At 72.0% G+C, this 24,845-nt stretch carries 25 protein-coding genes; 13 read left to right on the top strand and 12 right to left on the bottom strand.

The annotated features are described in order from the left end of the window. The first annotated feature begins 177 nt into the window (after positions 1–177). Both ftsH and folE read left to right on the top strand, forming a co-directional pair. Complete coding sequence (gene ftsH, locus RBJ77_RS42945) at positions 178–2,193, top strand: ATP-dependent zinc metalloprotease FtsH (protein ID WP_372349970.1); 2,016 nt, start codon at positions 178–180, stop codon at positions 2,191–2,193. 109 nt (positions 2,194–2,302) lie between these two features. Further along, on the top strand, positions 2,303–2,908 hold the full coding sequence (folE, locus tag RBJ77_RS42940; RefSeq protein ID WP_372349969.1) for a GTP cyclohydrolase I FolE: 606 nt from the start codon (positions 2,303–2,305) through the stop codon (positions 2,906–2,908). A gap of 4 nt (positions 2,909–2,912) precedes the next feature. Here the strand turns inward: folE and RBJ77_RS42935 are convergent, their stop codons facing one another. The 6 genes from RBJ77_RS42935 to RBJ77_RS42910 form a co-directional block, all read right to left on the bottom strand. Then, complete coding sequence (locus tag RBJ77_RS42935) at positions 2,913–3,395, bottom strand: DUF3180 domain-containing protein (RefSeq protein ID WP_372349968.1); 483 nt, start codon at positions 3,393–3,395, stop codon at positions 2,913–2,915. 70 nt (positions 3,396–3,465) lie between these two features. Next, positions 3,466–4,065 (bottom strand): 2-amino-4-hydroxy-6-hydroxymethyldihydropteridine diphosphokinase, encoded by a 600-nt coding sequence (gene folK / locus RBJ77_RS42930; protein WP_372349967.1) that lies wholly within the window; start codon positions 4,063–4,065, stop codon positions 3,466–3,468. After that, entirely contained in the window at positions 4,062–4,421 is a 360-nt protein-coding gene (gene folB, locus RBJ77_RS42925; protein WP_372349966.1) for a dihydroneopterin aldolase, read from the bottom strand. The genes folK and folB overlap by 4 nt, the downstream gene beginning before the upstream one ends. A gap of 227 nt (positions 4,422–4,648) precedes the next feature. After that, on the bottom strand, positions 4,649–5,113 hold the full coding sequence (locus RBJ77_RS42920) for a nuclear transport factor 2 family protein (protein ID WP_372350024.1): 465 nt from the start codon (positions 5,111–5,113) through the stop codon (positions 4,649–4,651). 53 nt (positions 5,114–5,166) lie between these two features. Next, positions 5,167–6,030, bottom strand: a complete 864-nt coding sequence (gene folP / locus RBJ77_RS42915) for a dihydropteroate synthase (RefSeq protein WP_372349965.1) — start codon at positions 6,028–6,030, stop codon at positions 5,167–5,169. A 57-nt stretch (positions 6,031–6,087) separates the two neighbouring features. Continuing rightward, complete coding sequence (locus RBJ77_RS42910; protein WP_372349964.1) at positions 6,088–7,851, bottom strand: phosphatidylglycerol lysyltransferase domain-containing protein; 1,764 nt, start codon at positions 7,849–7,851, stop codon at positions 6,088–6,090. Between the two features lie 256 nt (positions 7,852–8,107). Here RBJ77_RS42910 and RBJ77_RS42905 point away from each other — a divergent pair, with 256 nt between their 5' ends. Further along, positions 8,108–9,211 (top strand): alpha/beta hydrolase, encoded by a 1,104-nt coding sequence (locus tag RBJ77_RS42905; RefSeq protein WP_372349963.1) that lies wholly within the window; start codon positions 8,108–8,110, stop codon positions 9,209–9,211. Here RBJ77_RS42905 and RBJ77_RS42900 read toward each other — a convergent pair. Further along, on the bottom strand, positions 9,204–10,358 hold the full coding sequence (locus RBJ77_RS42900; RefSeq protein WP_372349962.1) for an ABC transporter ATP-binding protein: 1,155 nt from the start codon (positions 10,356–10,358) through the stop codon (positions 9,204–9,206). The genes RBJ77_RS42905 and RBJ77_RS42900 overlap by 8 nt on opposite strands. A 195-nt stretch (positions 10,359–10,553) precedes the next feature. Between RBJ77_RS42900 and RBJ77_RS42895 the strand changes: the two genes are divergently transcribed. From RBJ77_RS42895 to RBJ77_RS42880, 4 genes are all read left to right on the top strand, one after another. Beyond that, the gene (locus tag RBJ77_RS42895) at positions 10,554–11,297 is read left to right on the top strand and encodes an ABC transporter permease (protein WP_372349961.1); all 744 of its coding nucleotides are present in this window, start codon (positions 10,554–10,556) and stop codon (positions 11,295–11,297) included. Beyond that, the gene (locus RBJ77_RS42890) at positions 11,294–11,962 is read left to right on the top strand and encodes an ABC transporter permease (protein ID WP_255979630.1); all 669 of its coding nucleotides are present in this window, start codon (positions 11,294–11,296) and stop codon (positions 11,960–11,962) included. The genes RBJ77_RS42895 and RBJ77_RS42890 overlap by 4 nt, the downstream gene beginning before the upstream one ends. Positions 11,963–12,068: 106 nt before the next feature. Beyond that, entirely contained in the window at positions 12,069–13,040 is a 972-nt protein-coding gene (locus tag RBJ77_RS42885) for an ABC transporter substrate-binding protein (RefSeq protein WP_372349960.1), read from the top strand. Positions 13,041–13,177: 137 nt separating this feature from the next. Continuing rightward, positions 13,178–14,218, top strand: a complete 1,041-nt coding sequence (locus RBJ77_RS42880) for a hypothetical protein (protein ID WP_372349959.1) — start codon at positions 13,178–13,180, stop codon at positions 14,216–14,218. Positions 14,219–14,242: 24 nt separating this feature from the next. Here RBJ77_RS42880 and RBJ77_RS42875 read toward each other — a convergent pair whose 3' ends face one another. Together RBJ77_RS42875 and RBJ77_RS42870 are read right to left on the bottom strand one after the other, a co-directional pair. After that, a complete protein-coding gene (locus RBJ77_RS42875) occupies positions 14,243–15,601 on the bottom strand; it encodes a PH domain-containing protein (protein WP_372349958.1) in 1,359 nt (452 codons plus the stop codon). 26 nt (positions 15,602–15,627) lie between these two features. Further along, a complete protein-coding gene (locus tag RBJ77_RS42870) occupies positions 15,628–16,236 on the bottom strand; it encodes a PH domain-containing protein (protein ID WP_372349957.1) in 609 nt (202 codons plus the stop codon). Between the two features lie 31 nt (positions 16,237–16,267). Between RBJ77_RS42870 and RBJ77_RS42865 the strand changes: the two genes are divergently transcribed. Then, complete coding sequence (locus RBJ77_RS42865) at positions 16,268–17,419, top strand: NADH-quinone oxidoreductase subunit D (RefSeq protein ID WP_372349956.1); 1,152 nt, start codon at positions 16,268–16,270, stop codon at positions 17,417–17,419. Here RBJ77_RS42865 and RBJ77_RS42860 read toward each other — a convergent pair. Next, positions 17,384–18,418: an SAM-dependent methyltransferase gene (locus RBJ77_RS42860; protein ID WP_372349955.1), complete on the bottom strand. Its 1,035-nt coding sequence runs from the start codon at positions 18,416–18,418 to the stop codon at positions 17,384–17,386. The two genes, RBJ77_RS42865 and RBJ77_RS42860, sit on opposite strands and share 36 nt — an antisense overlap. 118 nt (positions 18,419–18,536) lie before the next feature. On the opposite strand from RBJ77_RS42860, the gene RBJ77_RS42855 reads away from it, so the two are divergent. Beyond that, positions 18,537–19,733 (top strand): sensor histidine kinase, encoded by a 1,197-nt coding sequence (locus RBJ77_RS42855; RefSeq protein ID WP_372349954.1) that lies wholly within the window; start codon positions 18,537–18,539, stop codon positions 19,731–19,733. Between the two features lie 56 nt (positions 19,734–19,789). After that, entirely contained in the window at positions 19,790–20,464 is a 675-nt protein-coding gene (locus RBJ77_RS42850) for a response regulator transcription factor (RefSeq protein ID WP_255979647.1), read from the top strand. A gap of 32 nt (positions 20,465–20,496) precedes the next feature. On the opposite strand, the gene RBJ77_RS42845 is transcribed toward RBJ77_RS42850, so the two are convergent. Continuing rightward, on the bottom strand, positions 20,497–21,603 hold the full coding sequence (locus RBJ77_RS42845; protein WP_372349953.1) for a DUF5937 family protein: 1,107 nt from the start codon (positions 21,601–21,603) through the stop codon (positions 20,497–20,499). 158 nt (positions 21,604–21,761) lie between these two features. On the opposite strand from RBJ77_RS42845, the gene RBJ77_RS42840 reads away from it, so the two are divergent. Then, on the top strand, positions 21,762–22,001 hold the full coding sequence (locus RBJ77_RS42840) for a hypothetical protein (protein WP_372349952.1): 240 nt from the start codon (positions 21,762–21,764) through the stop codon (positions 21,999–22,001). Between the two features lie 9 nt (positions 22,002–22,010). Here the strand turns inward: RBJ77_RS42840 and RBJ77_RS42835 are convergent, their stop codons facing one another. Further along, the gene (locus RBJ77_RS42835; protein WP_372349951.1) at positions 22,011–23,171 is read right to left on the bottom strand and encodes a low specificity L-threonine aldolase; all 1,161 of its coding nucleotides are present in this window, start codon (positions 23,169–23,171) and stop codon (positions 22,011–22,013) included. Between the two features lie 134 nt (positions 23,172–23,305). On the opposite strand from RBJ77_RS42835, the gene RBJ77_RS42830 reads away from it, so the two are divergent. Further along, the gene (locus tag RBJ77_RS42830; RefSeq protein ID WP_372349950.1) at positions 23,306–24,235 is read left to right on the top strand and encodes a Rossmann-like and DUF2520 domain-containing protein; all 930 of its coding nucleotides are present in this window, start codon (positions 23,306–23,308) and stop codon (positions 24,233–24,235) included. Then, a partial coding sequence (gene panC / locus RBJ77_RS42825) for a pantoate--beta-alanine ligase (RefSeq protein WP_372349949.1) occupies positions 24,232–24,845 on the top strand: 614 nt, incomplete at its 3' end. The genes RBJ77_RS42830 and panC, both read left to right, overlap by 4 nt.

Raw genomic sequence — 24,845 nt, 5'->3', positions numbered from 1 at the left:
GGAACCCTCACGGGTTTCCCGCCGTTGGAGCATGCGAAGGGCAGTTTGACGGCCGTCCCCTGCGGCTTCGGGTGACAATGCTGGGGTACCGTCCGAAGAACAGTTCTTCAAACAGCTTCAAACAGCCTTATCAAACTCACTATGGCAGGAGGGACGGGGCGGCATCGCTCCGTATGGATGGACGTGAAGCGATACTTCCGTGGGCCGGTCATGTGGATCGTGCTGGCCGTCCTTGCCGTGGTCGTGTTGATGCAGGTCGTCGGTTCGTCCGGCGGCTACAAGACGGTGGACACCGGCCAGGTCATTCAGGCCATCAACGACAACAAGGTGAAGCAGGCGAAGCTCACCACCGGCGATGAGAACACCATCAAGGTCGAGCTGAAGGACGGCCAGAAGGTCGACGGCTCGGACAAGATCCAGGCCAGCTACATCGGCGACCAGGGCGTCGCGGTGGCCAAGGACCTGCAGGCCAAGTTCGAGGACAAGCAGATTCCGGACGGCTACACCGTCTCCCCGACCAAGCAGAACGCCTTCGTCGGCATCCTGCTGTCGCTGCTGCCCTTCGTCCTCATCGTCGTTGTCTTCCTGTTCCTGATGAACCAGATGCAGGGCGGCGGCTCCCGAGTCATGCAGTTCGGGAAGTCCAAGGCCAAGCTGATCACCAAGGACACCCCCAAGACGACGTTCGCCGACGTCGCCGGTTCGGACGAGGCCGTCGAGGAACTCCACGAGATCAAGGAGTTCCTCCAGGAGCCGGCCAAGTTCCAGGCCGTCGGCGCCAAGATTCCCAAGGGCGTGCTGCTGTACGGCCCGCCCGGTACGGGCAAGACCCTGCTCGCGCGCGCCGTCGCGGGCGAGGCGGGCGTGCCCTTCTACTCGATCTCCGGTTCCGACTTCGTCGAGATGTTCGTCGGTGTCGGTGCCTCCCGAGTCCGTGACCTCTTCGAGCAGGCCAAGGCGAACGCTCCGGCGATCGTCTTCGTCGACGAGATCGACGCGGTCGGCCGCCACCGCGGCGCCGGCCTCGGCGGCGGTCACGACGAGCGCGAGCAGACGCTCAACCAGCTGCTCGTCGAGATGGACGGCTTCGACGTGAAGGGCGGCGTCATCCTGATCGCCGCCACGAACCGGCCCGACATCCTCGACCCGGCCCTCCTGCGGCCCGGCCGTTTCGACCGCCAGATCGCGGTCGACCGCCCGGACATGCAGGGCCGTCTGGAGATCCTCAAGGTCCACCAGAAGGGCAAGCCGGTCGCCCAGGACGTCGACCTGTCGGCCGTCGCCCGCCGCACCCCCGGCTTCACCGGTGCCGATCTGTCGAACGTGCTGAACGAGGCCGCGCTGCTGACGGCCCGCTCGGACCGCAAGCTGATCGACAACCAGATGCTGGACGAGGCGATCGACCGTGTGGTCGCGGGCCCGCAGAAGCGGACCCGGATCATGTCGGACAAGGAGAAGAAGATCACCGCGTACCACGAGGGCGGTCACGCCCTGGTCGCGGCGGCGTCTCCGAACTCCGACCCGGTCCACAAGATCACGATCCTCTCCCGAGGCCGTGCTCTGGGCTACACGATGGTGCTGCCGGACGAGGACAAGTACTCGACCACGCGCAACGAGATGCTCGACCAGCTCGCCTACATGCTGGGCGGCCGCGCGGCCGAGGAGCTCGTCTTCCACGACCCGACGACGGGTGCCGCGAACGACATCGAGAAGGCCACCGGTACGGCCCGCGCGATGGTCACGCAGTACGGCATGACCGAGCGGCTCGGCGCGATCAAGTTCGGCGGTGACAACACCGAGCCGTTCCTGGGCCGCGAGATGGGTCACCAGCGCGACTACTCGGAAGAGGTCGCCGCGCTCGTCGACGAAGAGGTCAAGAAGCTCATCGAGACCGCGCACAACGAGGCGTGGGAGATCCTGGTCGAGAACCGCGACGTCCTGGACAACCTGGTCCTCGCGCTGCTCGAGAAGGAGACGCTGAACAAGGAGCAGATCGCCGAGATCTTCGCCCCGATCGTGAAGCGCCCGGCCCGCCCCGCGTGGACCGGCTCCTCCCGCCGCACCCCCTCGACCCGCCCGCCGGTGCTCTCCCCCAAGGAGCTGTCACTGACGAACGGGGCGAACGGATCGGCTGCCGCCATCGAGGCCACCACCCCGGTGGACACGGTGAAGGAAGACCGCCCCGAGAGCTGACCGTCGCCTCAGCAGGGCCCGGAATGCATGCCGCGTCCCCCACGCTTTACGGTGTGGGGGACGCGGCTTTTTGCGCTGCCGCGCCGGTTCATACGAGAAGAGGCACCAGATGACCGACCCGGTGACGTTGGACGGCGAGGGCTCGATCGGCGAGTTCGACGAGAAGCGGGCCGAGAACGCCGTGCGCGAGCTGCTCATCGCGGTCGGCGAGGACCCCGACCGCGAGGGCCTGCGGGAGACGCCGGGGCGGGTGGCACGGGCGTACCGGGAGATATTCGCGGGGCTGTGGCAGAAGCCCGAGGACGTGCTGACGACGACGTTCGACCTGGGGCACGACGAGATGGTCCTGGTGAAGGACATCGAGGTGCAGAGCAGCTGCGAGCACCATCTCGTCCCGTTCGTCGGCGTCGCCCACGTCGGTTACATCCCGTCCTCCGACGGCAAGATCACGGGCCTGTCGAAGCTGGCCAGGCTCGTCGACGTCTACGCCCGCCGTCCGCAGGTCCAGGAGCGCCTCACCACGCAGATCGCGGACTCCCTGATGGAGATCCTGGAGCCGCGCGGCGTCATCGTCGTCGTGGAGTGCGAGCACATGTGCATGACGATGCGCGGGGTGCGGAAGCCGGGCGCGAAGACGATCACGTCGGCCGTGCGCGGGCAGCTGCGCGACCCCGCGACCCGTAACGAGGCGATGAGCCTGATCATCGGGCGCTGAGCCGTCAGGCGGCCGGTGCCGTGCCCTCGGTGTCGTCGTCTTCCGGGAGTTTGCAGACGCGCTCCAGGAACAGGGCCGCCGCTATGACGGCGATGCCCGCGAGGACGGAGAAGCCGGCGTAGATCGCCTGGTCGCGTCGGGCGGGGACCTCCAGGTGTTCGAGGAGGAACGCCCCCGTGCCGCCGTACATGCCCGCGACCAGGGCCGCGACCAGGGCGCTCGCCTGGCCGAAGACGAGGGCGCGGGCAGCCATCATCGGGTCGACGCCCTTGGCACCGGGGCGGCGCTCGCGCTGGGCGCGGAGCCGGGAGCGGATGGACAGGGCCGTCGCGAGCAGGATGGCGGCGATCACCGCGAGGACGATGGGCGCGGCCAGCGGGACCCGGGGCAGCGTGCCGACCGAGTTCCACAGGCGGGCGCCCGCCCAGGACAGCACTCCGGCGACCACGAAGAGACCGGCCAGCGTCCTGATGCGCAGTTGCTTCATCCCCGTCGGTCGCCCCTCATGTGTTCACCTGTCGGCACTTCTGCCCGCTGGACCTACTCGACCTTAACGATTACTCGGGCAGCCGGAGTTCCAGGTCGGCGCGCGGCGCGACGCCTTCGCGGGTCACGGTGGCGAGCAGCTCGGTGACGGCGCCCCGGCCCGGCAGCTGGGCCCCCGGCTCGACGTCGTGCCAGGGCGCGAGCACGAAGGCGCGCTCGTGGGCCCGGGGGTGCGGGAGGGTGAGGACGGGGTCGTCGGAGACCACGTCCGCGTAGGCGACGATGTCGACGTCGATGGTGCGCGGGCCCCAGCGCTCGTCCCGTACGCGGTGGAAGGCCTCCTCGACGGCGTGGGCGCGCTCCAGGAGCGAGGACGGCGGGAGCGTCGTCTTCAGGACCACGACCGCGTTGAAGTACGAGGGCTGGCTGCCGGGCTCGACGCCCCAGGGCTCCGTCTCGTAGACGGGCGAGACGGCTTTGACGCGGACGCCGGGGGTGTCCTCCAGGGCGTCGATGGCGCCCTGGAGGGTCTCCAGGCGGTTGCCCAGGTTCGAGCCGAGGGAGAGCACGGCGCGCTTGGGGTTGGAGAGCGTGGTGTCGGCGGCGTCGACCTGCTCCACCACGGAAGTCGGCACCGGCTGGACGGTCGGGTCGAACTGAGTCTGATTCATGCTCGGCTCCGGGTGATGGTGACGGTCACGTCGTCGAAGGGCACGGTGATCGGTGCGTCCGGCTTGTGGACGCAGACCTCGACCTCCTGGACCCCCTCGTGCTTCAGGCACGTCTGGGCGATGCGCTCGGCGAGCGTCTCGATGAGGTCGACGGGCTCGCCCGCGACGACGGCCACGACCTCCTCCGCCACGATGCCGTAGTGCACGGTCTTCGCCAGGTCGTCGTCGGCCGCCGCCGCCCGGGTGTCCAGTCCGAGCACCAGGTCCACGATGAAGGTCTGGCCTTCCTCGCGCTCCTTGGGGAAGACGCCATGGTGCCCGCGGGCCTTGAGGCCGCGCAGCGCGACACGATCCACGCGAATCACTCCTGCAGTCGTCGGTAGAGGCCGGTCCCGTCGATGTGCGGTCGACGCGCCGGCCTCGATCGAATCTACCTGCGAGCACTGACACCGCTCGCCCGCGGGGGCTATGACTGATCCCACCCGGTCGGCGCCGGCTCACGGCTGGTAGCCGCCCATACCCACGTGATCGCGACGCGAACCCCCGGCTCTCGATTCCGGTCCTTTCGGAGGCGCCTACCCACTCAGGCGGGTGACCCGTCGTCGTCCGCGTTGCCCTCGATGTCCGGGTCGTCGTCCGATTCGGCGAGCACCGGCGAGGCGTGGTGCGACCACAGCTTCCAGCCGTCCCGGGTGCGCCGGAACACGTTCGTGGCGACGACGCGCTGGCCGACGAGCGGGCCGAGTTCCTCGCCGTCGTCGGGGGCGGGGCCGCCGCTGAGGATGTTCTCCGTGCAGGTCACCAGGGCGGTGTCGGCGACGACGCTGATGTGCACGTCGGTGAGGAAGAACTGGATGTACTCGGTGTTCGCCATGATCAGCGCGTACGAGCGCAGCACCTCGCCGCGGCCGGTGAGCGCGGGCCAGCCGGGGTGGACGCAGCTGATGGAGGTGTCCTCGGCGTCGTCCGGGTCGGCGTCCTCGGCGTAGCTGACGTCCTCGGGGGCGAGCCACAGGGAGGTGAGCTCCTCGAAGTCGCCGCGCTCCATGGCTTCGTAGAAGGCGCGGTTGGCGCCCTCGACGGCCTGGGTGTCGGTGCTGGTCACTGGGCTCCTTCGACGGCGCGCGCCACGCGGACGGCGTCGGCGGTGGCCCGTACCTCGTGGACGCGGACGGCCCAGGCGCCCTGGTGGGCGGCGATGGCGGAGACGGCGGCGGTGGCGGCGTCGCGCTCGCGGGCGGGCGGCGGGGCGCCCTGGTCGCCGGCCAGGACGTGGCCGAGGAACCGCTTGCGGGAGGCGGCGACCAGGATCGGGTGGCCCAGGGCGCGCAGCCGGTCGAGGTGGGCGAGGAGGGACAGGTCGTGGTCGGCCTCCTTGGAGAAGCCGAGGCCGGGGTCGACGACGATGCGGTCCGGGGCGATGCCGCCCTCGATGACCGCCGCCACGCGCGCGTGGAGCTCACCGACGACTTCGGAGACGACGTCCTCGTAGGTGCCTTGGACGGTGGCGCCCTCCAGGAAGCCGCGCCAGTGCATGACGACGAAGGGGGCGCCGGCGGCGGCGACGACGGGGATCATCGCCGGGTCGGCGAGGCCGCCGCTGACGTCGTTGACCAGGGCGGCGCCCGCGCTCAGGGACTGCTCGGCGACGGAGGCGCGCATGGTGTCGACGGAGACGGTGACGCCTTCGGAGGCGAGTCCGCGGACGACGGGGATGACCCGCTTGAGCTCTTCGTCCTCGTCGACGCGGGTGGCGCCGGGGCGGGTGGACTCGCCGCCGACGTCCACCAGGTCGGCGCCCTGGGCGACGAGGTCGAGGCCGTGCTTGATCGCGGCGGTGGTGTCGAACCAGCGGCCGCCGTCCGAGAAGGAGTCGGGGGTCACATTGACGACTCCCATGACCGCGCAGCGGTCCCATACGGGGAGGTTGGCTACGTGGCCCCGGCGGACCTGCGACGTGCTCATGGCTTCCAGCCTAGAGCCGGTGGGGGTGTGCCTGCGCCGGGGTGGGGCGGACGGGCCCTAGGCCGCCCGTACCTCGTGGTCCCGGCTCTCGTGGGCGCACGGGCGGGGCCGTGGTGGTCTGCGGCGCGGGAGGTGCGGCAGGCGCATGGTCACGAAGCCCTCCGCCTGCATGGCGGCCCAGCCGATCCGCGGGAGGTCCTGCGGGGAGCGGTAGACCACGAAGCGGGGCACCCAGGAGGGGCGGAACTTGGCGTTGAACTTGTACAGGGACTCGATCTGGAACCAGCGGGAGAGGAACACGAGGAGGCCGCGCCAGGCGCGCAGCACCGGGCCCGCGCCGATCTTCTCGCCGCGCGCGAGTGCCGAGCGGAACATCGCGAAGTTGAGCGAGACGTGGGCGATGCCGAGCTTCGGGGCGGCCTGGAGGGCGGCCACGATGAGGAGTTCGTTCATCCCGGGGTCGGCGGTGCGGTCGCGGCGCATGAGGTCGAGGGAGACGCCGTCGGTGCCCCAGGGGACGAAGTGCAGGACGGCCTTGAGGTCTCCGTAGGGTCCGGATGGGCCTTCGTCGCGCTTGTGGGCCGTGGCGATCAGGCAGGCTCCGTCGGAGGCGTCGCCGATGCGGCCGAGCGCCATGGAGAAGCCGCGCTCGGTGTCGGTGCCGCGCCAGTCCTCGGTGGCGCGGCGGATCCTGGCCAGCTCGGCGGGGGCGACGTCACGGACGCGCCGGACCCGGGTCTCGTAACCGCCCCGCTCGATCCGCTTGACCATCTGGCGCACGTTGCGCATCGCGCGCCCGGCCAGGGAGAAATCCGCGACGGCCACCACCGCCTCGTCGCCCAGTTCCAGTGCGTCGAGGCCGGTCTCGCGGGTCCACACCTCGCCGCCCGTCTCGGAGCAGCCCATGACGGCGGGGGTCCAGGAGTGGGCCCTGGCCTCGTCCATGAAGCGCTCGATGGCTCCGGGCCACGCCTCCACGTCGCCGATGGGGTCGCCGCTGGCGAGCATCACGCCGGAGACGACGCGGTAGCAGACGGCGGCCTTGCCGCTCGGGGAGAAGACGACTCCCTTGTCGCGGCGGAGTGCGAAGTGGCCGAGCGAGTCGCGGGCGCCGTGCTTGTCCAGGAGGGCGCGGAGCCTGGTCTCGTCGTTCTCGGTGAGGCGGGCGGCCGGGTGCTCGGGGCGGAACGCGAAGTAGATCGTGGTCAGGGCGGTGACCATGCCGAGGGCGCCGAGCGAGAAGGCCACCGTGTTCGAGGTGCGGCCCGCGTAGTCGAGGGGGCCGTCGACGCCGAACAGGCCGTACAGGACGTGCTCCAGGCGGTCGGCGAGGCTGGGGTCGCCGACGAGGTGGCGGGGATGGGCGCTGACGATGGCGAGGCCGACGAGGATCGAACCGGCGCCCATGACCACGAAGTTGGCGAGGGCGCGCCAGCGGCTGCGCGGGTCGGGGAGTGCGTCGAACTGGCCGCGGTTGCGGGCGAGGACCCACAGGAGGACCAGCGGGATGACGATGCCGGCGAGCGAGTGCCGGTAGGCGAACTGGGCGCAGGCGCCGACGGGCAGCAGCACCACGGCGGCCCGCCAGGCGCGCCGCTTGCGCCGCCGCAGGCCGTGCGCGAGCAGGAGCAGCAGGACGCCGCTGCTGAGCGCGAGGGCCGCGGCGAACGGGCCGAGCGTGCCCGGCAGGACCTCCGCCAGGGTGTGCATCCGGCTGTGCCGGAAGCGCGGGAAGACGCCCGCCGCGATGTCGAGGAGGCCGACCAGCAGGCAGGCCCGGGCGATCAGGGTCGGTACGGCTTCCGGGCGGGGGCCGCGCATCACCCGCCTCACCCGGCCCGGAACCCCTCGCGAGCTTTCCGCATCTATCCTGACGAACATCGCATTCCCGTAGTTCTGCGAGAAACGTGAACGCGGTACCAAAAGCGGCATCCGCGACGTGCGCCCTTTAGGACGGGGGGAGAGGGAATCGGGTTCACTCCCGGCCGGAAAAGAGCCGCAAAGGGTGCGGCAAGGGCGGGGAAAGCCACCGCACCGGTGTGCGGGCGGTTCCCAACGCGTAGGACAGGAACGTCGGATGGGTCTCACGAGCCACAAAGTGCTGGCGCTCGCGGTGCTGTTCGCGGTGGCGCTGTTCCTCGGCACCGTCCTGCTGTGGCCGCGTCTGGCCCATCGCACCTGGCGGTCCGTCGGCGGCCGCGTGGGGCTGCTGCTCCTCACCCAGGTGGCGGTGTTCGCGGCGGTCGGCCTGGCCGCCAACCAGGCGTTCGGCTTCTACGCGACGTGGGCCGATCTCTTCGGGCAGGAGAAGGGCCAGGGCGTGGTCAGGGACCACGACGTGGCGGGCAACGGCGGGCCCGTGCAGGTGGTTTCCCGGCAGGGGGTGGGCGGGCAGGCGGGGGAGCGGGCGAGCCTCGGCGGGCAGGTGCAGAAGGTGGACGTCGTCGGGCGGACGACGCACATCGCGACGGCCGCGTACGTCTATCTGCCGCCGGAGTACTTCCAGCCGCGGTACGCCCACCGCGCCTTCCCGGCGTCCGTCGTCCTGACCGGCTATCCCGGCACCGCGCAGGCGCTCGTGAAGGGGCTGCGCTATCCGCAGACCGCGCGGGCGGAGGCGGCGGCGGGCCGGATGCAGCCGATGATCCTGGTGATGCTGCGGCCGACCGTGGCGCCGCCGCGCGACACCGAGTGCGTGGACGTGCCGGGCGGTCCGCGGACGGAGACGTTCTTCGCGAAGGACCTGCCCGACGAGATCGGCGCCCGCTACCGGACGGCGGGCAAGTGGGGCATCGTCGGCGACTCCACGGGCGGCTACTGCGCCTTGAAGGTGGCCATGCACCACCCCGGTGTCTACGGGGCGGGGGCCGGCCTGTCCGCGTACTACGAGGCGCCGTCCGACCCGACGACCGGCGACCTCTTCCACGGCGACCGGGCGGCGCGCGACCGCGCGGACCTGATGTGGTCCCTGGACCACCTGCCGCCGCCCGGGACCTCCCTCCTGGTCACCAGCAGCAAGCAGGGCGAGAGCAACTACCGGCGCACACAGGAGTTCATCGGCAAGGTGAAGTCGCCCACGCGCGTGTCGTCGATCATCCTCGACAGCGGTGGGCACAACTTCAACACGTGGCGCCGGGAGATCCCGGCGACGCTTCAGTGGCTGAGCCGGCGGCTCACGTGACCAGCTGCTGCACCGTCTCCAACTGCACGTCCGCGCGCGGGATGTCCTGGGCGTCGGCCGCGGTGGAGCGGCGCAGCGCCTCGTGCAGCCGGGCCGGGGTCAGCACGCCGAGGAAGCGGCCCTCGGACTTCTCGTCGATGACGGCGATCCAGCCCGCGTCGTGCTGGAGCATCGTCGCGAAGGCCTGCTTCAGGGGTGCTCCGACGGGCAGCCAGGCCTCCATGCGGCGGGCCCGGTCGCGGACGGTGCCGGTGCCCGCGCGCGCGTGCTCGGCGGAGATCCAGCCGTGCAGGTTGTTGTCGTGGTCCAGGACGACGGCCCAGCGGGCGTCCAGCTCCCGGGGCAGCGGGTCGTCGAGGTGCACGACGGGCGGCTGCTCCAGGTCGCCCTCCTCGATCGGGGTGACCGAGAGGCGCTTGAGGCCGCGGTCGGCGCCCACGAAGTCGGCCACGTAGTCGGTGGCGGGGGCGCCCAGGACGGCCGACGGGGTGTCGAACTGCTCGACGCGGCCCTGTCCGTAGACGGCGATGCGGTCGCCGAGGCGGACGGCCTCCTCGATGTCGTGCGTGACGAACAGGACGGTCTTGCCGAGCGTCTGCTGCAGGCGCAGGAACTCGGTCTGGAGGTGCTCGCGGACCACGGGGTCGACCGCGCCGAACGGCTCGTCCATCAGCAGGACCGGCGGATCGGCCGCGAGGGCCCGGGCCACGCCCACCCGTTGGCGCTGTCCGCCGGAGAGCTGCTCGGGGTAGCGGTCGCCGAAGACCTTCGGGTCGAGGCCCACCAGGTCGAGGAGTTCGGCGGCGCGCTCGCGGGCCTTGGCGCGCTTGACGCCGAGCAGGTGCGGCACGGTCGCGGTGTTGTCGAGCACCGTTTTGTGCGGGAAGAGCCCCACTTGCTGGATGACGTATCCGATGCGGCGCCGCAGTCGCACCGGATCGATTTCGGATATGTCGTCACCGTCGAGGAATATCCGGCCCTCGGTGGGTTCGATGAGCCGGTTCACCATTTTCATCGTGGTGGTCTTGCCGCAGCCCGACGGGCCGACGAGCGTGACCAGTTCGCCCTCGTTCACCTCGAAGGACAGGTCGTCGACGGCAGTGGTGCCGTCCGCGTACCGCTTGCTGACGTGCTCGAACCGGATCATGGGACCCCATTCTGCCGGGGCGCGGTCGTGTTCGGACCGCCCGTACACGGCAGTTGTGTGAAGGCGGTGTTGCAGCCGGGGGACGGGTATCGGCCATTGTCAGTGGTGGGGGCTAGGGTCGTCGACAGTCGAAAACCTGTGTGCACGGGTGCGGACGCCTGACATACGTTCGGGGAATCGGGGGAGGTGGGCGGGGTGAGCGAGCAGAACTGCCTGGTGGCCAATGACTGGGTGTGCGGGGAGTATCTGCGCACCCGCAGCCAGGAATTGGTCGACGCGACGGTCCAGCACGTGGGCATCACGGTGGCCTCGGTGGCGATCGGTGTCCTCATCGCGTTCCCGCTCGCGCTGCTCGCGCGGCACCGACGCGCATTCGCGGGCCCGGTGCTCGGGCTGACCACGGTCTTCTACTCGATTCCGTCGCTCGCGATGTTCTCGCTGCTGCTGCCCCTTTTCGGCCTTTCCGTCTCGCTGGTCGTCACCGGGCTCGTCCTGTATTCGCTGACGATTCTCGTGCGCAACATATTGGCGGGCCTGCAGGCCGTCCCGGACGAGGCCAGGGAGGCCGCGCGCGGGATGGGGTACGGGCCGGTGAGGCTGTTGTGGGAGGTCGAACTGCCGCTGGCGCTGCCCGCGCTGCTGGCGGGCGTGCGCATCGCCACGGTGTCCACGGTGGCGCTGACCACGGTCGGCGCGATCGTCGACTACGGCGGCCTGGGCACGCTGATCCTGGACGGCCTCGACAGCGACTTCAAGGCGCAGGTGCTCACCGCCTCGGTGCTGTGCGTGCTGCTCGCGATCCTCGCCGACCTGCTGCTGCTGGGGGTCCAGCGATGGCTCACCCCGTGGACGCGGGTGTCCGTACGGAAGACGCGCGGGGTTCGCCTGCGCGCAACAGCGGACGCCGTTGAGCCGCGCACGCCGGAGAAGGTCGCATGAACGCGATATCGGGGGCCTACGACTGGCTGAGCACGGGAGCCAACTGGCAGGGCGAGAAGGGGGTGTGGCACCGCCTGGCCGAGCACCTGTACTTCAGCGGTGTCGCCCTCGGCGTCGCCTGTCTGATCGCGCTGCCGCTGGCCCTGTGGCTCGGCCACATCGGCAAGGGCGGCGCCCTCGCGATCAACGTCTCGAACGTGGGGCGCGCGGTGCCGACCCTGGCCGTCCTCGTGCTGCTCACGCTGACCCCGCTGGGCCGGCACGGTGACATACCGACGCTGATCGCCCTGGTGCTGTTCGCGGTCCCGCCGCTGCTGACGAACGCGTACGTCGGCATGCGGGAGGTCGACCGCTCGGTGGTGGAGGCGGCGCGCGGCATGGGGATGAGCGGCGGGCAGGTCTTCGCCCGGGTCGAGCTGCCGCTCGCGTACCCGCTGGTGATGACCGGGCTCCGGTCGGCGGCGGTGCAGGTGATCGCGACGGCGACGCTGGCCGCGATGGCCGGCGAGGGCGGGCTCGGGCGGATCATCACCGCCGGGTTCAACCTTCAGGACACGCCGCAAGTGGTCGCGGGCGCCGTGCTCGTGGCCGCGCTCGCCCTGGTCGTGGAGGGCGTGTTCGTGGCGGTCGGGCGGGTGCTCGACCCGATGAGGGGGCGGGCGTGACGCGGGTGGGGCCCGGTGCCGTGCGGGTGTGCGGGGCCGCGGCGACCTGCGGTGAGGCGTTTGTTTTGTCCGGTTCGGCAGTGCGATCAGTGCAACGAGGAGAGCGATGAGCAGCAGGACGCGTCGGATGGCCCTGGCGGCCGTGGCGGTGGGCGCGCTGACCGCGGGACTGACCGCGTGCGGCGGCGACAGCCTCGAGGGCAAGGACGATTCGGGCAGTGCGGGCTCGGGCGGCGGCAAGAAGGGCAAGATCGTCGTCGGCGCCGCGAGTTTCACCGAGGCCAAGGTGCTCGGCGAGCTGTACGCGCAGATATTGGACGACGCCGGGTACGACGCGTCGGTGAAGACGGTCGAGAACCGCGAGATCTACGAGCCGCAGCTCGCCAAGGGCGCCATCGACGTGGTGCCGGAGTACGCGGCGACGCTCGCCGAATTCCTGAACCTGAAGAAGAACGGCGCCGATGCGAAGCCGGTCGCGTCCAGCGATGTCGACGCGACGGTCACCGCGCTGCGCGGGCTCGCCGAGCCGCAGGGTCTGAAGGTGCTGGACGCCGGCGAGGCCGTCGACCAGAACGCTTTCGCGGTGAGCGAGTCCTTCGCGAAGAAGCACGACCTCAAGACGCTTTCGGATCTCGGCAAGTCGGGCGAGAAGGTGAAGATCGCGGCCGGTGACGAATGCGAGGAGCGGCCTTTCTGCGCCCCGGGTCTGAAGAAGACGTACGGCATCGACGTCACGGGCATCGACCCGAAGGGCGTCGGCACCACGCAGTCCAAGCAGGCCGTGAAGAACGGCACGGACCAGCTGGTGCTGACCACCACGACGGACGCGACGCTGAAGAACTTCGGCCTCGTCCTTCTGGAGGACGACAAGAAGCTGCAGAACGCGGACAACATCATTCCGGTTGTGAACGCGAAGGACGCCGGGGACAAGGCGATTGCGGACGTCCTGGGGAAGCTGACGAAGGCGCTCACGACCGAGGATCTCGTCGAGTTGAACCGCAAGGTCGACGCGGAGCGGCAGAAGGAAGCCGACGTGGCGAAGGCCTATCTGGAGTCCAAGGGCCTCGTCGGTAAATGATCTTGATTGGTCAGGGGTGAGGAGTGGTCGGTAAAAGGGCTTCTTCTGACGGGAGTTCGGTGGTTCGTGGGGCGCTTGTGCCCGGATTTTGCCGGGCGGGGCTTCGCGATTCGCCTACGCGCGGTAAGTTTCTGGCCATGCCACGTGGACGTCACCGCCATTCCCCACCCCTGCACCGCCTGCTGCCCCCCTCGGTGATCGCCGGTGTGCCCCTCGTCTGTGCGGGTGGCGTCTGGCTGTCCGGCGACCCCCTCGTCCTGCGGGGCGTCACCGCCGCCGCGGCGGCGGCCGCCGTGATCGGCGCCGTCGTGATGCGCCGCTGGGACCGGCTCGCCGGCAAGCAGGTCGCCGATCTGACCCGCGGCGCCGCGAGCGAGCGCTGGCGGCACGAGGAGGCCGTGGCCGAGCTGGAGGGCGACCTCGAGGAGTCGCGCGAGCTGCGCACCCGCCTGGAGGGCAAGCTGCGCGCCAAGCGTTCCGAGCTGGCGGCGCTGCGCAACGAGCACGCGGCGCTGCTGCGCCGGTACGCGAACGCGGAGACCGAGCGGGCGAGCGCGCTGGAGGGCCGGCGCCGGCTCGCGATAGAGGCGGCCGCCCCCGCGAAGGCGCTGCCCCCGGCCGAACCGCCGGGGCCGGGCCGCCGGCTCACCCCGACGCTGTACCTGCGGGCCAATGCCGCACTCGACCGCCTGGCTCGGCCCGCTGCCGCCGCCGCGGAGGAGGCCGATTCGCAGGGGAAGCCCCGCGCGGCGTCCGGTCACTTCACGGTGCCGGCCGCCGCGGCCGTGGTGCCCGCGGCGCCGGTGCGGAAGATGCCGCAGGGCGCCTTCGACTTCTTCGGCACGGGCGGCTCCGCCGAGGAGCAGGAGCGTTCCGCCGCCGAGCGGGACCTCGCCGACGTCGTCGGTGAGGAGCTCGCCGCCGACGTGGCGGCGGAGACCGCCGATGTGGCCGCGGTGAAGGCCGACGACGCCACGGAGCAGGCCGACGCCGAGACCGAGACCGAGACCGCCGAGGTGGTTGCGGAGAAGGCCGAGCAGGCCGATGCCGAGGCCGAGCAGGCCGGCGTCGGGTCCGAGGAGGCCGAGAAGGCCGAGAAGCAGGTCATCGACCTGACCGCGCACGACGAGACCGAGCAGATCGACGTGGGCGTCCTGAGGTCCGCGCTGCAGGCCTGATCGCCACCGTGCACGAAGGGCGCCCTACTCGCCGTGGGGCGCCTTTTGCCGTGGGCCCGCCATCCACCGGTCGGGCCGCGCGTCCCTGCGCCCCGTCCGGGACCGGTCGGCCTGGCCGCGCAGCAGCTCCGCGGCCTCCTGGGCGTCCCTGAGGCGGGCGGTGACCGTCTTGTTGGCGCCCGTGTCGAGGTGCAGGTCGGCGACCCGCCAGAAGCGCTCCCAGGGGCCCTGCGTGACGCGCACGCTCTGCACCTTGGCGTGCGGGACGACCGAGAGGCAGCGCTGCAGCAGCCCGTGGCGCGCGGCGAACGCGGTCTCGGTGACCGCCACTCCGTAGGCCCGCCACCAGAACGGCACGCACCACCGGGCGCGCCGCGGCGCCGCGGTGAAGTCGGCCGGCTTCGGCACGGCGACCCCGGGCAGGACCCGCGCGACGACGTCCTCGGCGTGCTCGCGCGGCGCCACGGGCACCAGTACGGAGTTGGCGGAGCCCGCCACGTGCAGCTCCACCCGGACCCAGCCGTGGCGCCGCCACAGCAGCGGTTCGACGATCCGCACGGTCTGCACGCGGCCCGGCGGCACCGTCTCGTGGACCCGGTCGAGCAGGCCGTGGTCGATGCGCAGCCCGTCGGGGGACTCGCCGACCGTCCAGTCGTACTCCTTGATGAACCGGCCCGCGCTGTTGGTGAACGCCCCGCCGAACAGCGGCACTCCGACCGCGATCACCGTCCACAGGTTGTGGGTGGCGAACCACAGGAAGCCCGGCACGGCGACCGCCGCGAGGAGCATCGCCCACGGGGTGCCGGTCAGCAGCAGGGCGACCGCGAGCATCCGCGGCGGGGTGCGCAGGACCTGCTGCGCCGGGGCCTCGCCCACCTCGCGCGCCGACTCGGGCGCGAACCCGGCGGCGCGGGCGAGGAGTTCGGCCCGCAGGTCGCGGGCCTCCTTCTCGCCCAGGTAGGCGAGCTCGTCCTTCTTGTCGGCGCCCACCACGTCGAGTTTCAGCTTGGCGACGCCGACGAAGCGGGCGAGGAGCGGCTGGGTGACGTCGACGGCCTGGAGGCGTTCGAGGCGGATGTGGGCGGTGCGGCGGAACAACAGACCCGTACGGATGCGCAGTTCGGTGTCGGTCACCGCGAAGTGCGTGAACCACCAGGTGAGGAAGCCGTAGAGGGCGGCCGCGGGGACCAGTACGCCGAGGCCGATGGCCAGGGTGGTGGCGGTGAGCTGGGCGAGCTGGCGCTGTGCCTGGTCCATGTCGTGGACGGCCCAGCCGAGCAGGATGGCTATCGGCGCCCAGGCGCGGCGCAGCGGGGTGACGGGGTGCAGGCGCCGCTCGCGCAGGCCCGTGGTGTCCTCGGGGGGTCCGGGTTCCTGGCTCATGACGTCCTCGTGGACGCGGGAGGCCGTCACAGGCCGGCCGATCGGGCCTCGCCGAGCTCGGTGAGGCGGTCCCGCAGCCGCTCGGCCTCGGCGGGGGCGAGGCCGGGGATGGTGGCGTCGGTGGCGGCGGCCGCGGTGTGCAGTTGCAGGCTGGCCAGGCCGAACTTCCGCTCCAGCGGGCCCGACGTCACCTCGACCAGCTGCATGCGCCCGTACGGCACGATCGTTTCTTCGTGCCACAGCACGCCGCGGCTGAGCAGCAGGTCGTCGGCCCGCTCCGCGTACCGCCACGAGCGCCAGTTGCGGCCGAGCATCGGCCAGCCCCACAGCAGCAGCGCCAGCGGGATCAGGGCGAACGCGGCCCAGGCGGGCCCCGCGAGGATCTGGAGCAGCACGCCGACCGCCACCGCCAGCGGCACCAGCCACAGCACCAGCAGCAGGCGGCGCAGTTTCAGCAGGCCCGGCGGCAGGCCCGTCCACGCGGGTTCGGCCTCGGGGGACGCCCAGGAAGGTGCCCCGGCCGGTATCCCGGCAGGCGTCCCGGCAGACGTCCCGGCCCGTATCCCGGGAGGCGGCTCGGGAGATGTGTCCGCGATGCCCGAAGTCCCCGTCGCGCCTGCTGCCCCGTCTTCCATGGGTCCACCCTACGTAGGAGACACTGTCGGCATGACGCCCACGACTCAGGCCACGGTCGGCATCGGTGGTGCCGCGGAGAGCACCGACATGGTGCTCAACATCGGTCCGCAGCATCCGTCCACCCATGGTGTGCTGCGCCTGCGTCTCGTGCTCGACGGCGAGCGGATCCAGCACGCGGAGCCGGTGATCGGCTACATGCACCGCGGTGCGGAGAAGCTCTTCGAGGCCCGGGACTACCGGCAGATCGTGATGCTCGCCAACCGCCACGACTGGCTCTCCGCCTTCTCGAACGAACTGGGCGTCGTGCTCGCCGTCGAGCGGATGCTGGGCATGGAGGTCCCCGAGCGCGCCGTCTGGCTGAGGACGCTGCTCGCGGAGCTGAACCGGGTGCTCAACCATCTGATGTTCCTGGGTTCGTACCCACTCGAACTGGGCGGAATCACTCCGGTCTTCCACGCCTTCCGGGAGCGCGAGGAACTCCAGACCGTCATGGAGGAGGTCTCCGGCGGGCGCATGCACTACATGTTCAACCGGGTCGGCGGCCTCAAGGAGGACCTGCCGCTGGGGTGGACCACGCGCGCGCGGGCCGCGGTCGCGGACGTGCGGTCGCGCATGGACGTCTACGACCGCCTCGTCCTCGGCAACGAGATCTTCCGGGGCCGCACGCGCGGTGTCGGTGTGCTGTCGGCCGAGGCCGCGCACGCCTACGGGGTGAGCGGTCCGATCGCCCGCGCCTCCGGCGTCGACTTCGACCTGCGGCGCGACGAGCCGTACCTCGCCTACGGAGAGCTGCGGGACACCCTCAAGGTCGTCACGCGGCAGGAAGGCGACTGCCTGGCCCGCTTCGAATGCCTCCTGGAGCAGAGCCACAACGCGCTCGACCTGGCCGACGCCTGCCTCGACCGCCTCGCCGACCTGCCGCCCGGACCGGTCAACCAGCGCCTGCCCAAGGTCCTCAAGGCGCCCGAGGGACACACGTACGCGTGGACGGAGAACCCGCTCGGCATCAACGGCTACTACCTCGTCAGCAAGGGCGAGAAGACGCCGTACCGCCTCAAGCTGCGCTCCGCGTCCTACAACAACATCCAGGCGCTGACCGAACTGCTGCCGGGGACGCTGGTCGCCGACATGGTGGCGATCCTCGGGTCACTGTTCTTCGTGGTCGGCGACATCGACAAGTAGCGCCCCGGCGGGCAGGCCCACCGGCTCGACCAGCCAGCCGAAGTCGCCGAGACCGCCGCGCGCCGTCAGCTCCGCGGCCTCTCCCGCCCGTGTGAGGGCCCGGACGTACGCCGCCGGGTCCTGGGAGGCGAGGGCCAGCGACGGGCGCTCAGCGGCCACCCCGAGGGCGTTCAGGGCGGTGCGCTGCGCGACGACCCGGGCCCCGGCCGTCACCGCGCACGCGTCGAGCGCCACGTGCGCCGTGATGTCGCAGGAGCCGTCCGGCACGGGAGCCGTCTCCCGGCCCTCCCGGAAACCCGTCAGCGTGCCGAAGGGCGGCCGGGCGGCGCGGCCGTGGGCGTAGTCCACGGCGACCGCGAGGCCGCGCTCCAGGGTGCCCACGGCCGCCGCCCACGCCTCGTCGCGCGGGCTCCCGACCTCGGCGCGCAGCCCCGGCTCGGGCGGCAGCGGCCACCAGGCGTCCAGCCAGCGCAGGTGCGCGGCGTCCAGCGGCGCGGCGTCGAGGGTCTCCGTGCCGTCGTCCCGGACGAGGACGCGGCGGGGCACCCCGTCCGCGTCGATCTCGACGACGTCCAGGGGCACGTTGTCCAGCCATTCGTTGGCGAAGAGCAGGCCCGTCACACCGGCGGGCGGCTCGGCCCGCCACTCGATCCGGTGGTCCAGATCGGCGGGGCGGTCCGCCTTCTCGACCGCACAGGCACGCACGCGTACCGCGGTTTTCTCCGGCAGCACCTGAAGGACGCGGGAAACCAGCTCGCCGCGCCCCGCCGCCATGTCCACGAACGCCAGCTCCGCGGGCTCGCCCAGTGCCGCGTCGACCCGGCGCAACAGCTCCGCCACGGCCCCGGCGAACAGCGTCGACGCATGCACCGACGTGCGGAAATGCCCGGCAGGACCCGCCGGGCCCAGGGCCCCGCGATAGAAGCCGGCGGGCCCGTACAGCGCCTCCTCCGTGGCCTCGCGCCACCCGCGCCCGTCGTCCTGCCGTACGTTCTGCACACCCGAAGGCTATGCGCAGGGGGCGCACGCGCCTCCACCTTGGGGAGTACGCGCGCCGGGCGCGGATCGGTCCTCCGGTTGACCCCTGCACGCTGCACGCTTCCCTACTCTGGGTTACGTGCAGCGCGTTTACGACTTCCTCCGCAGACACCCGACATGGGTCGACGGCTTCTGGGCCGTGATCCTGTTCGGGATGTCCGTGGTGGGCGTGACCGGTACGGGCCCGCCGCGCGGGAACGCGGCCGCGGCGCTCGGCTGCGCGGCGCTGCTCAGCGTCGTCGTCACCCTGCGCCGCCGGATGCCCGAGCGGATGCTGGTCCTCGCCGTGGTCACGGGCCTGGCGCAGCTGGTCCTCGACGCGGAGACCAACCCGTCGAACTTCGCGATGCTGGTGATCGTCTACACCTGCGCGGCGGACGGGGCCCGCTGGTCGTCCCGGCTCGCCCTCGGCGCGGGCCTGTGCGCGGCGCCGCTGGCGCAGCTGCGCTGGCCCGAGGAGCACGGCAGTCCGCTGGGGCAGCTGGCGGTCGCGGTCTTCACGATGGTGCCGTTCGCCCTCGCCTGGGTGCTCGGCGACTCGCTGCGCACCCGCCGCGCCTACCTGGCGCAGCTGGAGGAGCGGGCGAACCGTCTGGAGCGGGAGCGCGAGGCCCAGTCGAAGGTCGCGGTCGCGGCGGAGCGGGCCCGGATCGCCCGCGAGCTGCACGACGTCGTCGCGCACAACGTGTCGGTGATGGTGGTGCAGGCCGACGGCGCCGCCTACGTCCTCGACCAGGCGCCCGACCAGGCCAAGAAGGCCCTGGAGACCATCTCGGGCACCGGCCGGCAGGCCCTCGCGGAGATGCGCCGGCTGCTCGGCGTGCTGCGCACCGGCGAGCACGAGGAGGGCGGCGAGTACGTCCCGCAGCCCGACGTGGACCAGATCGAGGACCTCGTCGAGCAGGTGCGCACCGCGGGCCTCCCGGTCGACTTCAAGGTCGAGGGCACCCCCCGCCCGCTGCCCAGCGGCGTCGAGCTGACCGCGTACCGCATCGTCCAGGAGGCCCTCACCAACACCCGCAAGCACGGCGGCCCGAACGCGGGCGCCAGCGTCCGCCTCGTCTACTTCGACGACGGCCTCGGCCTGCTCGTCGAGGACGACGGCAAGGGCGCCCCGCACGAGCTGTACGAGGACGGGGGCGCGGACGGCCGCGGCCACGGCCTCATCGGGATGCGCGAGCGCGTCGGTATGGTCGGCGGCACGCTGGACGCGGGCCCGCGCCCCGGCGGTGGATTCCGCATCAGCGCCCTGCTGCCCCTCAAGCCCGCCCACTGACACGTACCGGTGCACCTGCCGGTACCCGCCGCCCACCAGATGTGAGGACCCGCCCGATGTCGATCAAGGTGATGCTCGTCGACGACCAGGTGCTGCTGCGCACCGGTTTCCGGATGGTGCTCGCCGCCCAGCCGGACATGGAGGTCGTCGCCGAGGCGGGCGACGGTGTCGAGGCGATCGAGGTGCTGCGCTCCACGGCCGTCGACGTGGTCCTGATGGACGTCCGCATGCCGAAGCTGGACGGCGTGGAGACGACGCGGCGGATCTGCGCGGACCCGAATCCGCCGAAGGTCCTCATCCTGACGACGTTCGACCTCGACGAGTACGCGTTCTCGGGGCTGAAGGCGGGCGCCTCCGGGTTCATGCTCAAGGACGTGCCGCCCGGCGAACTGCTCACCGCGATCCGTGCCGTGCACAGCGGTGACGCGGTGGTCGCGCCGTCCACCACGCGGCGGCTGCTCGACCGGTTCGCGCCGATGCTGCCCAGCAGCTCCAAGGAGCCGCAGCACAAGCAGCTGGAGCGGCTCACGGAGCGCGAGCGCGAGGTCATGATCCTGGTCGCGCAGGGCCTGTCGAACGGGGAGATCGCGGCGCGCCTGGTGCTGTCCGAGGCGACGGTGAAGACGCACGTGGGCCGCATCCTCACGAAGCTCGACCTCCGGGACCGGGTCCAGGTCGTCGTCCTCGCCTACGAGACGGGACTCGTCCGGGCCGGCGGCGGCCAGAACTGATCCGCCCCGCCCCGCCCCGCCCGGCGCGGGTGCTAGCGCAGCACCCCTTCGATGAAGTCGCCGCCGAGCCGCGACACCACCGACAGGTCCAACTGGTGCTGCACGTACCGCCCGTGCCGCCGCGTCGTGATCAGCCCCGCCTTCTTCAGCACCGACAGGTGCCGGGATATCTCCGGCGCCGACATGCCGTGCGCGTCGGACAGCTCGCTCGTCGTGTACGCGCCCCGGGCCAGATGACGGCACAGCCGCATCCGCACCGGGTGGGCCAGGGCCGACATCCGCAGCGTCAGCTCCTCGACCGACGGCGGCGCGGCGAGGCCGGGCGACGACACCGGGTACATGATCGACGGCTGCCAGCCCTCCCGGTGCAGCACCCACAGGTGGGGCCAGCCGAGGCTGGTCGGCACGAAGGTGAGCGCGCCGTCGCCCGTCGCCGTGTGTCCTTCGGTGAGCTTGTCGACGGTGACGGTGCGGCCCGCCTCGTCCAGCGCGACCGACGCGGAGACCGACGCGAGGGCCTCCCGCAGGCCCTTGCGGCGCAGCAGCTCCGTCTTGTGCCGCGCGTCCGCCGCCAACTGGTGCTGCACGCGCGCCCACACGTCCGCGAAGAACGCCTCCTCGCACTCCTGCAGCAGCTCGCGCAGCCAGGCCCTGATGGCGGGCGGATCGTCCAGCAGCCGCTTGGTGAAGCGGACCTGCTGCACCCCGCGGGTGGCCGCGAGGTCGAGTGCGCGCTCCCTGGCCCGCGGGTCGTCCAGCCGGTTCACCGTGCGGCCCGCGTACGTGGACTGGCAGGTGAACTCCAGGGCGGCGTCCACGAACTGCTCGTCGGAGAGCTTGTCCAGCAGATCGAGCTCCTCGGGGAGCGTGGCGCCGGGCGGGGTGCGCCGACCCGGCATCCCGGCGGACGGCGTGAACACGTCCGAGAACGTCGTCCGCCACAGGAAGTCCGCCTCGCACAACCGGTCCGCCAGGCAGGCGTCCAGGCGCGTGGACACGCTCGTCGTCCACCCCTGCAGCCCCGGGTGGTGCGCGGGCTCGGACAGTGCGTGCAGCGCCATGCCGAGCTCGGCCAGGGGCGAGGGCACGACGCGGATGCGCTCGGGCGGCAGGCCCGTGATGTCGATGCTCACGCTCATGACCCCATGGTGCACGCCCCCACCGACAGCCCGGTCGTCGATTGACGGCTCGCGTCAATCGACGTGACCGGGGCGCGGCGCCGGGCGCAACCTCGTGTCATCGGCCCCGAAGCGTCACAGAACGGCATGTTCCGGGGCGTAGCGCGACAATCGAGATGATGAGCGAGGTGGTCGCCATGACCGTCAACCAGCAGTACGCCCTCGACGTCTACCGGGCCGCACAGCGCGGCGAGACCCCCGGCCCCGCCCCCGGCCTGCACGACTGGGCCGCCGTCCGCGAGCTGCGCGACCACCGCCGCTTCGAGGCGGTCCTGGCCGGCCGCCCGGCGCGCGGCCGGATCCGCGCGGCCCTGGCCCGCCGCTTCTCCGGCCACCGCGGCCACGCCGCCGGTTGCTGATCGCGGGCGTCAGGCCAGACGCCGTACGAAGTCCGCGACGGCCGCGCGGACGTCGTCGGCACTCCAGCTCAGGCCGGGGCCCGCGACGGTGACCTCGGTGACCGCGAGGCCCGGCGGGCCACCCGCGGACCAGCGTCCGAACAGCGACGTCTTCGTCTCCTCCGCCTGCTCGACCGCCGCGCGCGTCAGCGCCCCGGCGTCATGGGGCAGCCACACCTGGAACTGGTGGGTGTGCGGCACCTCGGGATGCACCCGGAACCACGGCGCCCCGCTCTGCGCGAAGCCCTCCCGCAGCGCCTGCGCGACCACGCGCGCGTGCGCCACGTACTCCGGCAGCCGCGGCAGCTCCCGCTCCAGACCCGACAGCGCCGCGATCGCCGCGGGGAACTGCTGGAAGACCTGCCCGCCGTACCGGTGCCGCCAGGCCCGCGCCTCCTCGACCAGCGTCCGCGGGCCCGCGAGCACGGCGCCGCTGATGCCGCCGAGCGACTTGTAGAACGACACGTAGACGCTGTCGGCGAGCGCCGCGATCTCGTCCAGCGGACGGCCGAAGTGCGTGGTGCACTCCCACAGCCGGGCCCCGTCGAAGTGCACCACGGCGTCACGCGCGCGTGCCGCCTCGCAGACCTCCTCCAGCTCCTCCCACGTGGGGAGCACGAAACCGGCGTCCCTGAGCGGCAGTTCGAGCATCAGCGTGCCGAACGGCTCGTCCAGGCCGTGCACCTCGTCGGCCGTGGGCAGGCGCGGCTCGGTCGTCGGGTGCACCGTGCGCAGCCCGGACACCGTGGTCAGCGCCTCCCGCTCGTGCACCTCCGGGTGGGCCAGCGGGTGCAGCGCCACCGTGGGGTTGCCGGTGCGGCCCGCCCAGCAGCGCAGCGCGACCTGCTGGGCCATCGTGCCGGTCGGGAAGAACGCGGCCTCCTCCTTGCCGAGCAGAGCGGCGACCTTCGCCTCCAGGCCGGCGACGATGCCGTCCCCGTAGAGGTCGATGTCGGCCTCCGGGTCGGCCACCTCCCGCGCCGCCCGGGCGAGCTCCGTGAGCCGCTCGCCCAGCGTCGGCTGCTGCGGCCGGTGCGCCAGCGAACGCTCCGCTCCCCGCCAGGCCGCGAGCCGTCGCGCGGCCTCCCTGGCTTCCTCGGTGTCTTCCTCGGGTCCGTACGTTCCGCTCATCCTCGGATCATGTCGCACCCGCGTGCTCTTGCCCACAGCCTGTGGACGGCCGAGGCCCGCCCGGGCAGATAGCGTTAACATGACGAGAAATCGTCCGGTACCCCGAGCGGACTGGAACGGAAGGCCATCGCCTCGTGACACCTCCGAACCCGCGATCCGAACCCATCGACCCCAAGGACCGCCCCGCACGCCTCACCGTGGGCGTCGTCGGAGCGGGCCGGGTGGGCCCCGCGCTCGCCGCGTCCCTGCAGCTGGCCGGGCACCGTCCGGTCGCCGTCTCCGGAGTCTCCGACAGCTCCGTGCGGCGGGCCGCCACCATGCTGCCCGACGTCCCCCTCGTGACGCCCGCCGAGGTCCTCGCCCGGGCCGATCTGGTGCTGCTCACCGTCCCCGACGACGTCCTGCCCGGCCTCGTCGAGGGCTTCGTCGAGACCGGCTCGATCCGGCCTGGGCAGCTGCTCGTGCACACCTCGGGGCGGTTCGGCACCAAGGTGCTCGACCCGGCCCTGCGCGCGGGCGCCCTGCCGCTCGCGCTGCACCCCGCCATGACGTTCACCGGCACGCCCGTGGACGTCCAGCGGCTGGCCGGCTGCTCCTTCGGGGTGACCGCGCCCGAGGAGCTGCGGCTCGCCGCCGAGGCCCTGGTCATCGAGATGGGCGGCGAGCCCGAGTGGATCGCCGAGGAGAACCGGGCGCTCTACCACGCGGCCCTCGCGCTCGGCGCGAACCACCTGGTCACGCTGGTCGCCGAAGCCATGGAACTGCTCCGGGACGCGGGCGTCGCCGCCCCCGACCGGATGCTCGGCCCGCTGCTCGGCGCGGCCCTCGACAACGCGCTCAGGTCCGGCGACGCGGCGCTCACCGGACCGGTCGCGCGCGGTGACGCGGGCACCGTCGCCGCGCACGTCTCCGAGCTGCGCAAGCACGCCCCGCAGACCGTCGCCGGCTACCTCGCGATGGCCCGCGCGACCGCCGACCGCGCCCTCGCGCACGGGCTGCTGAAGCCGGAGCTCGCCGAGGACCTCCTCGGTGTCCTCGCGACCGGTTCGGAGGAGACCCGATGAGCACCACGCTGCTCCACGAGGGCGAGGAACTGCGGGCCCGCACGCGTGCCGGGCAGCGCGTCGTCGTCATGACGATGGGCGCCCTGCACGACGGCCACGCCACCCTGATCCGTACGGCCCGCGAGCGCGCGGGCGACGACGGCGAGGTCGTCGTCACGGTCTTCGTGAACCCGCTCCAGTTCGGCGCGGGCGAGGACCTCGACCGCTACCCGCGCACCCTGGAAGCCGACGTCAAGATCGCCGAACAGGCGGGCGCGGACGTCGTGTTCGCGCCGTCCGTCGACGAGGTCTACCCCGGCGGACAGCCCCAGGTCCGCATCACGGCAGGACCGATGGGCGAGCGCCTCGAAGGCGCCGTGCGCCCCGGCCACTTCGACGGCATGCTCACCGTCGTCGCCAAGCTGCTGCACCTCACGCGCGCGGACGTGGCCCTCTTCGGCCAGAAGGACGCGCAGCAACTCGCCCTGATCCGCCGCATGGTGCGCGATCTGAACTTCGACGTGGAGATCGGCGCCGTGCCCACGGTCCGCGAGCCCGACGGCCTGGCCCTGTCCTCCCGCAACCGCTACCTCTCCCCGGACGAGCGCCGCACCGCGCTCGCCCTGTCCCG

It is taken from the genome of Streptomyces sp. KL116D, from assembly GCF_030766975.1.
In the GTDB taxonomy this organism is placed as follows: Bacteria; Actinomycetota; Actinomycetes; order Streptomycetales; family Streptomycetaceae; genus Streptomyces; species Streptomyces longispororuber_A.
The sequence above is the reverse complement of the archived record's forward strand: the minus strand, read 5'-3'. Positions and strand labels throughout refer to the sequence as shown.

Bases quoted from the DNA above. Each gene is read 5' to 3' on its own strand.
- ftsH (WP_372349970.1), top strand. From the start codon at position 178: ATGGACGTGAAGCGATACTTCCGTGGGCCGGTCATGTGGATCGTGCTG.
- folE (WP_372349969.1), top strand. From the start codon at position 2,303: ATGACCGACCCGGTGACGTTGGACGGCGAGGGCTCGATCGGCGAGTTC.
- RBJ77_RS42935 (WP_372349968.1), bottom strand. From the start codon at position 3,395: ATGAAGCAACTGCGCATCAGGACGCTGGCCGGTCTCTTCGTGGTCGCC.
- folK (WP_372349967.1), bottom strand. From the start codon at position 4,065: ATGAATCAGACTCAGTTCGACCCGACCGTCCAGCCGGTGCCGACTTCC.
- RBJ77_RS42920 (WP_372350024.1), bottom strand. From the start codon at position 5,113: ATGGAGCGCGGCGACTTCGAGGAGCTCACCTCCCTGTGGCTCGCCCCC.
- folP (WP_372349965.1), bottom strand. From the start codon at position 6,030: ATGAGCACGTCGCAGGTCCGCCGGGGCCACGTAGCCAACCTCCCCGTA.
- RBJ77_RS42910 (WP_372349964.1), bottom strand. From the start codon at position 7,851: ATGCGCGGCCCCCGCCCGGAAGCCGTACCGACCCTGATCGCCCGGGCC.
- RBJ77_RS42905 (WP_372349963.1), top strand. From the start codon at position 8,108: ATGGGTCTCACGAGCCACAAAGTGCTGGCGCTCGCGGTGCTGTTCGCG.
- RBJ77_RS42900 (WP_372349962.1), bottom strand. From the start codon at position 10,358: ATGATCCGGTTCGAGCACGTCAGCAAGCGGTACGCGGACGGCACCACT.
- RBJ77_RS42890 (WP_255979630.1), top strand. From the start codon at position 11,294: ATGAACGCGATATCGGGGGCCTACGACTGGCTGAGCACGGGAGCCAAC.
- RBJ77_RS42885 (WP_372349960.1), top strand. From the start codon at position 12,069: ATGAGCAGCAGGACGCGTCGGATGGCCCTGGCGGCCGTGGCGGTGGGC.
- RBJ77_RS42880 (WP_372349959.1), top strand. From the start codon at position 13,178: ATGCCACGTGGACGTCACCGCCATTCCCCACCCCTGCACCGCCTGCTG.
- RBJ77_RS42875 (WP_372349958.1), bottom strand. From the start codon at position 15,601: ATGAGCCAGGAACCCGGACCCCCCGAGGACACCACGGGCCTGCGCGAG.
- RBJ77_RS42870 (WP_372349957.1), bottom strand. From the start codon at position 16,236: ATGGAAGACGGGGCAGCAGGCGCGACGGGGACTTCGGGCATCGCGGAC.
- RBJ77_RS42865 (WP_372349956.1), top strand. From the start codon at position 16,268: ATGACGCCCACGACTCAGGCCACGGTCGGCATCGGTGGTGCCGCGGAG.
- RBJ77_RS42850 (WP_255979647.1), top strand. From the start codon at position 19,790: ATGTCGATCAAGGTGATGCTCGTCGACGACCAGGTGCTGCTGCGCACC.
- RBJ77_RS42845 (WP_372349953.1), bottom strand. From the start codon at position 21,603: ATGAGCGTGAGCATCGACATCACGGGCCTGCCGCCCGAGCGCATCCGC.
- RBJ77_RS42840 (WP_372349952.1), top strand. From the start codon at position 21,762: ATGAGCGAGGTGGTCGCCATGACCGTCAACCAGCAGTACGCCCTCGAC.
- RBJ77_RS42835 (WP_372349951.1), bottom strand. From the start codon at position 23,171: ATGAGCGGAACGTACGGACCCGAGGAAGACACCGAGGAAGCCAGGGAG.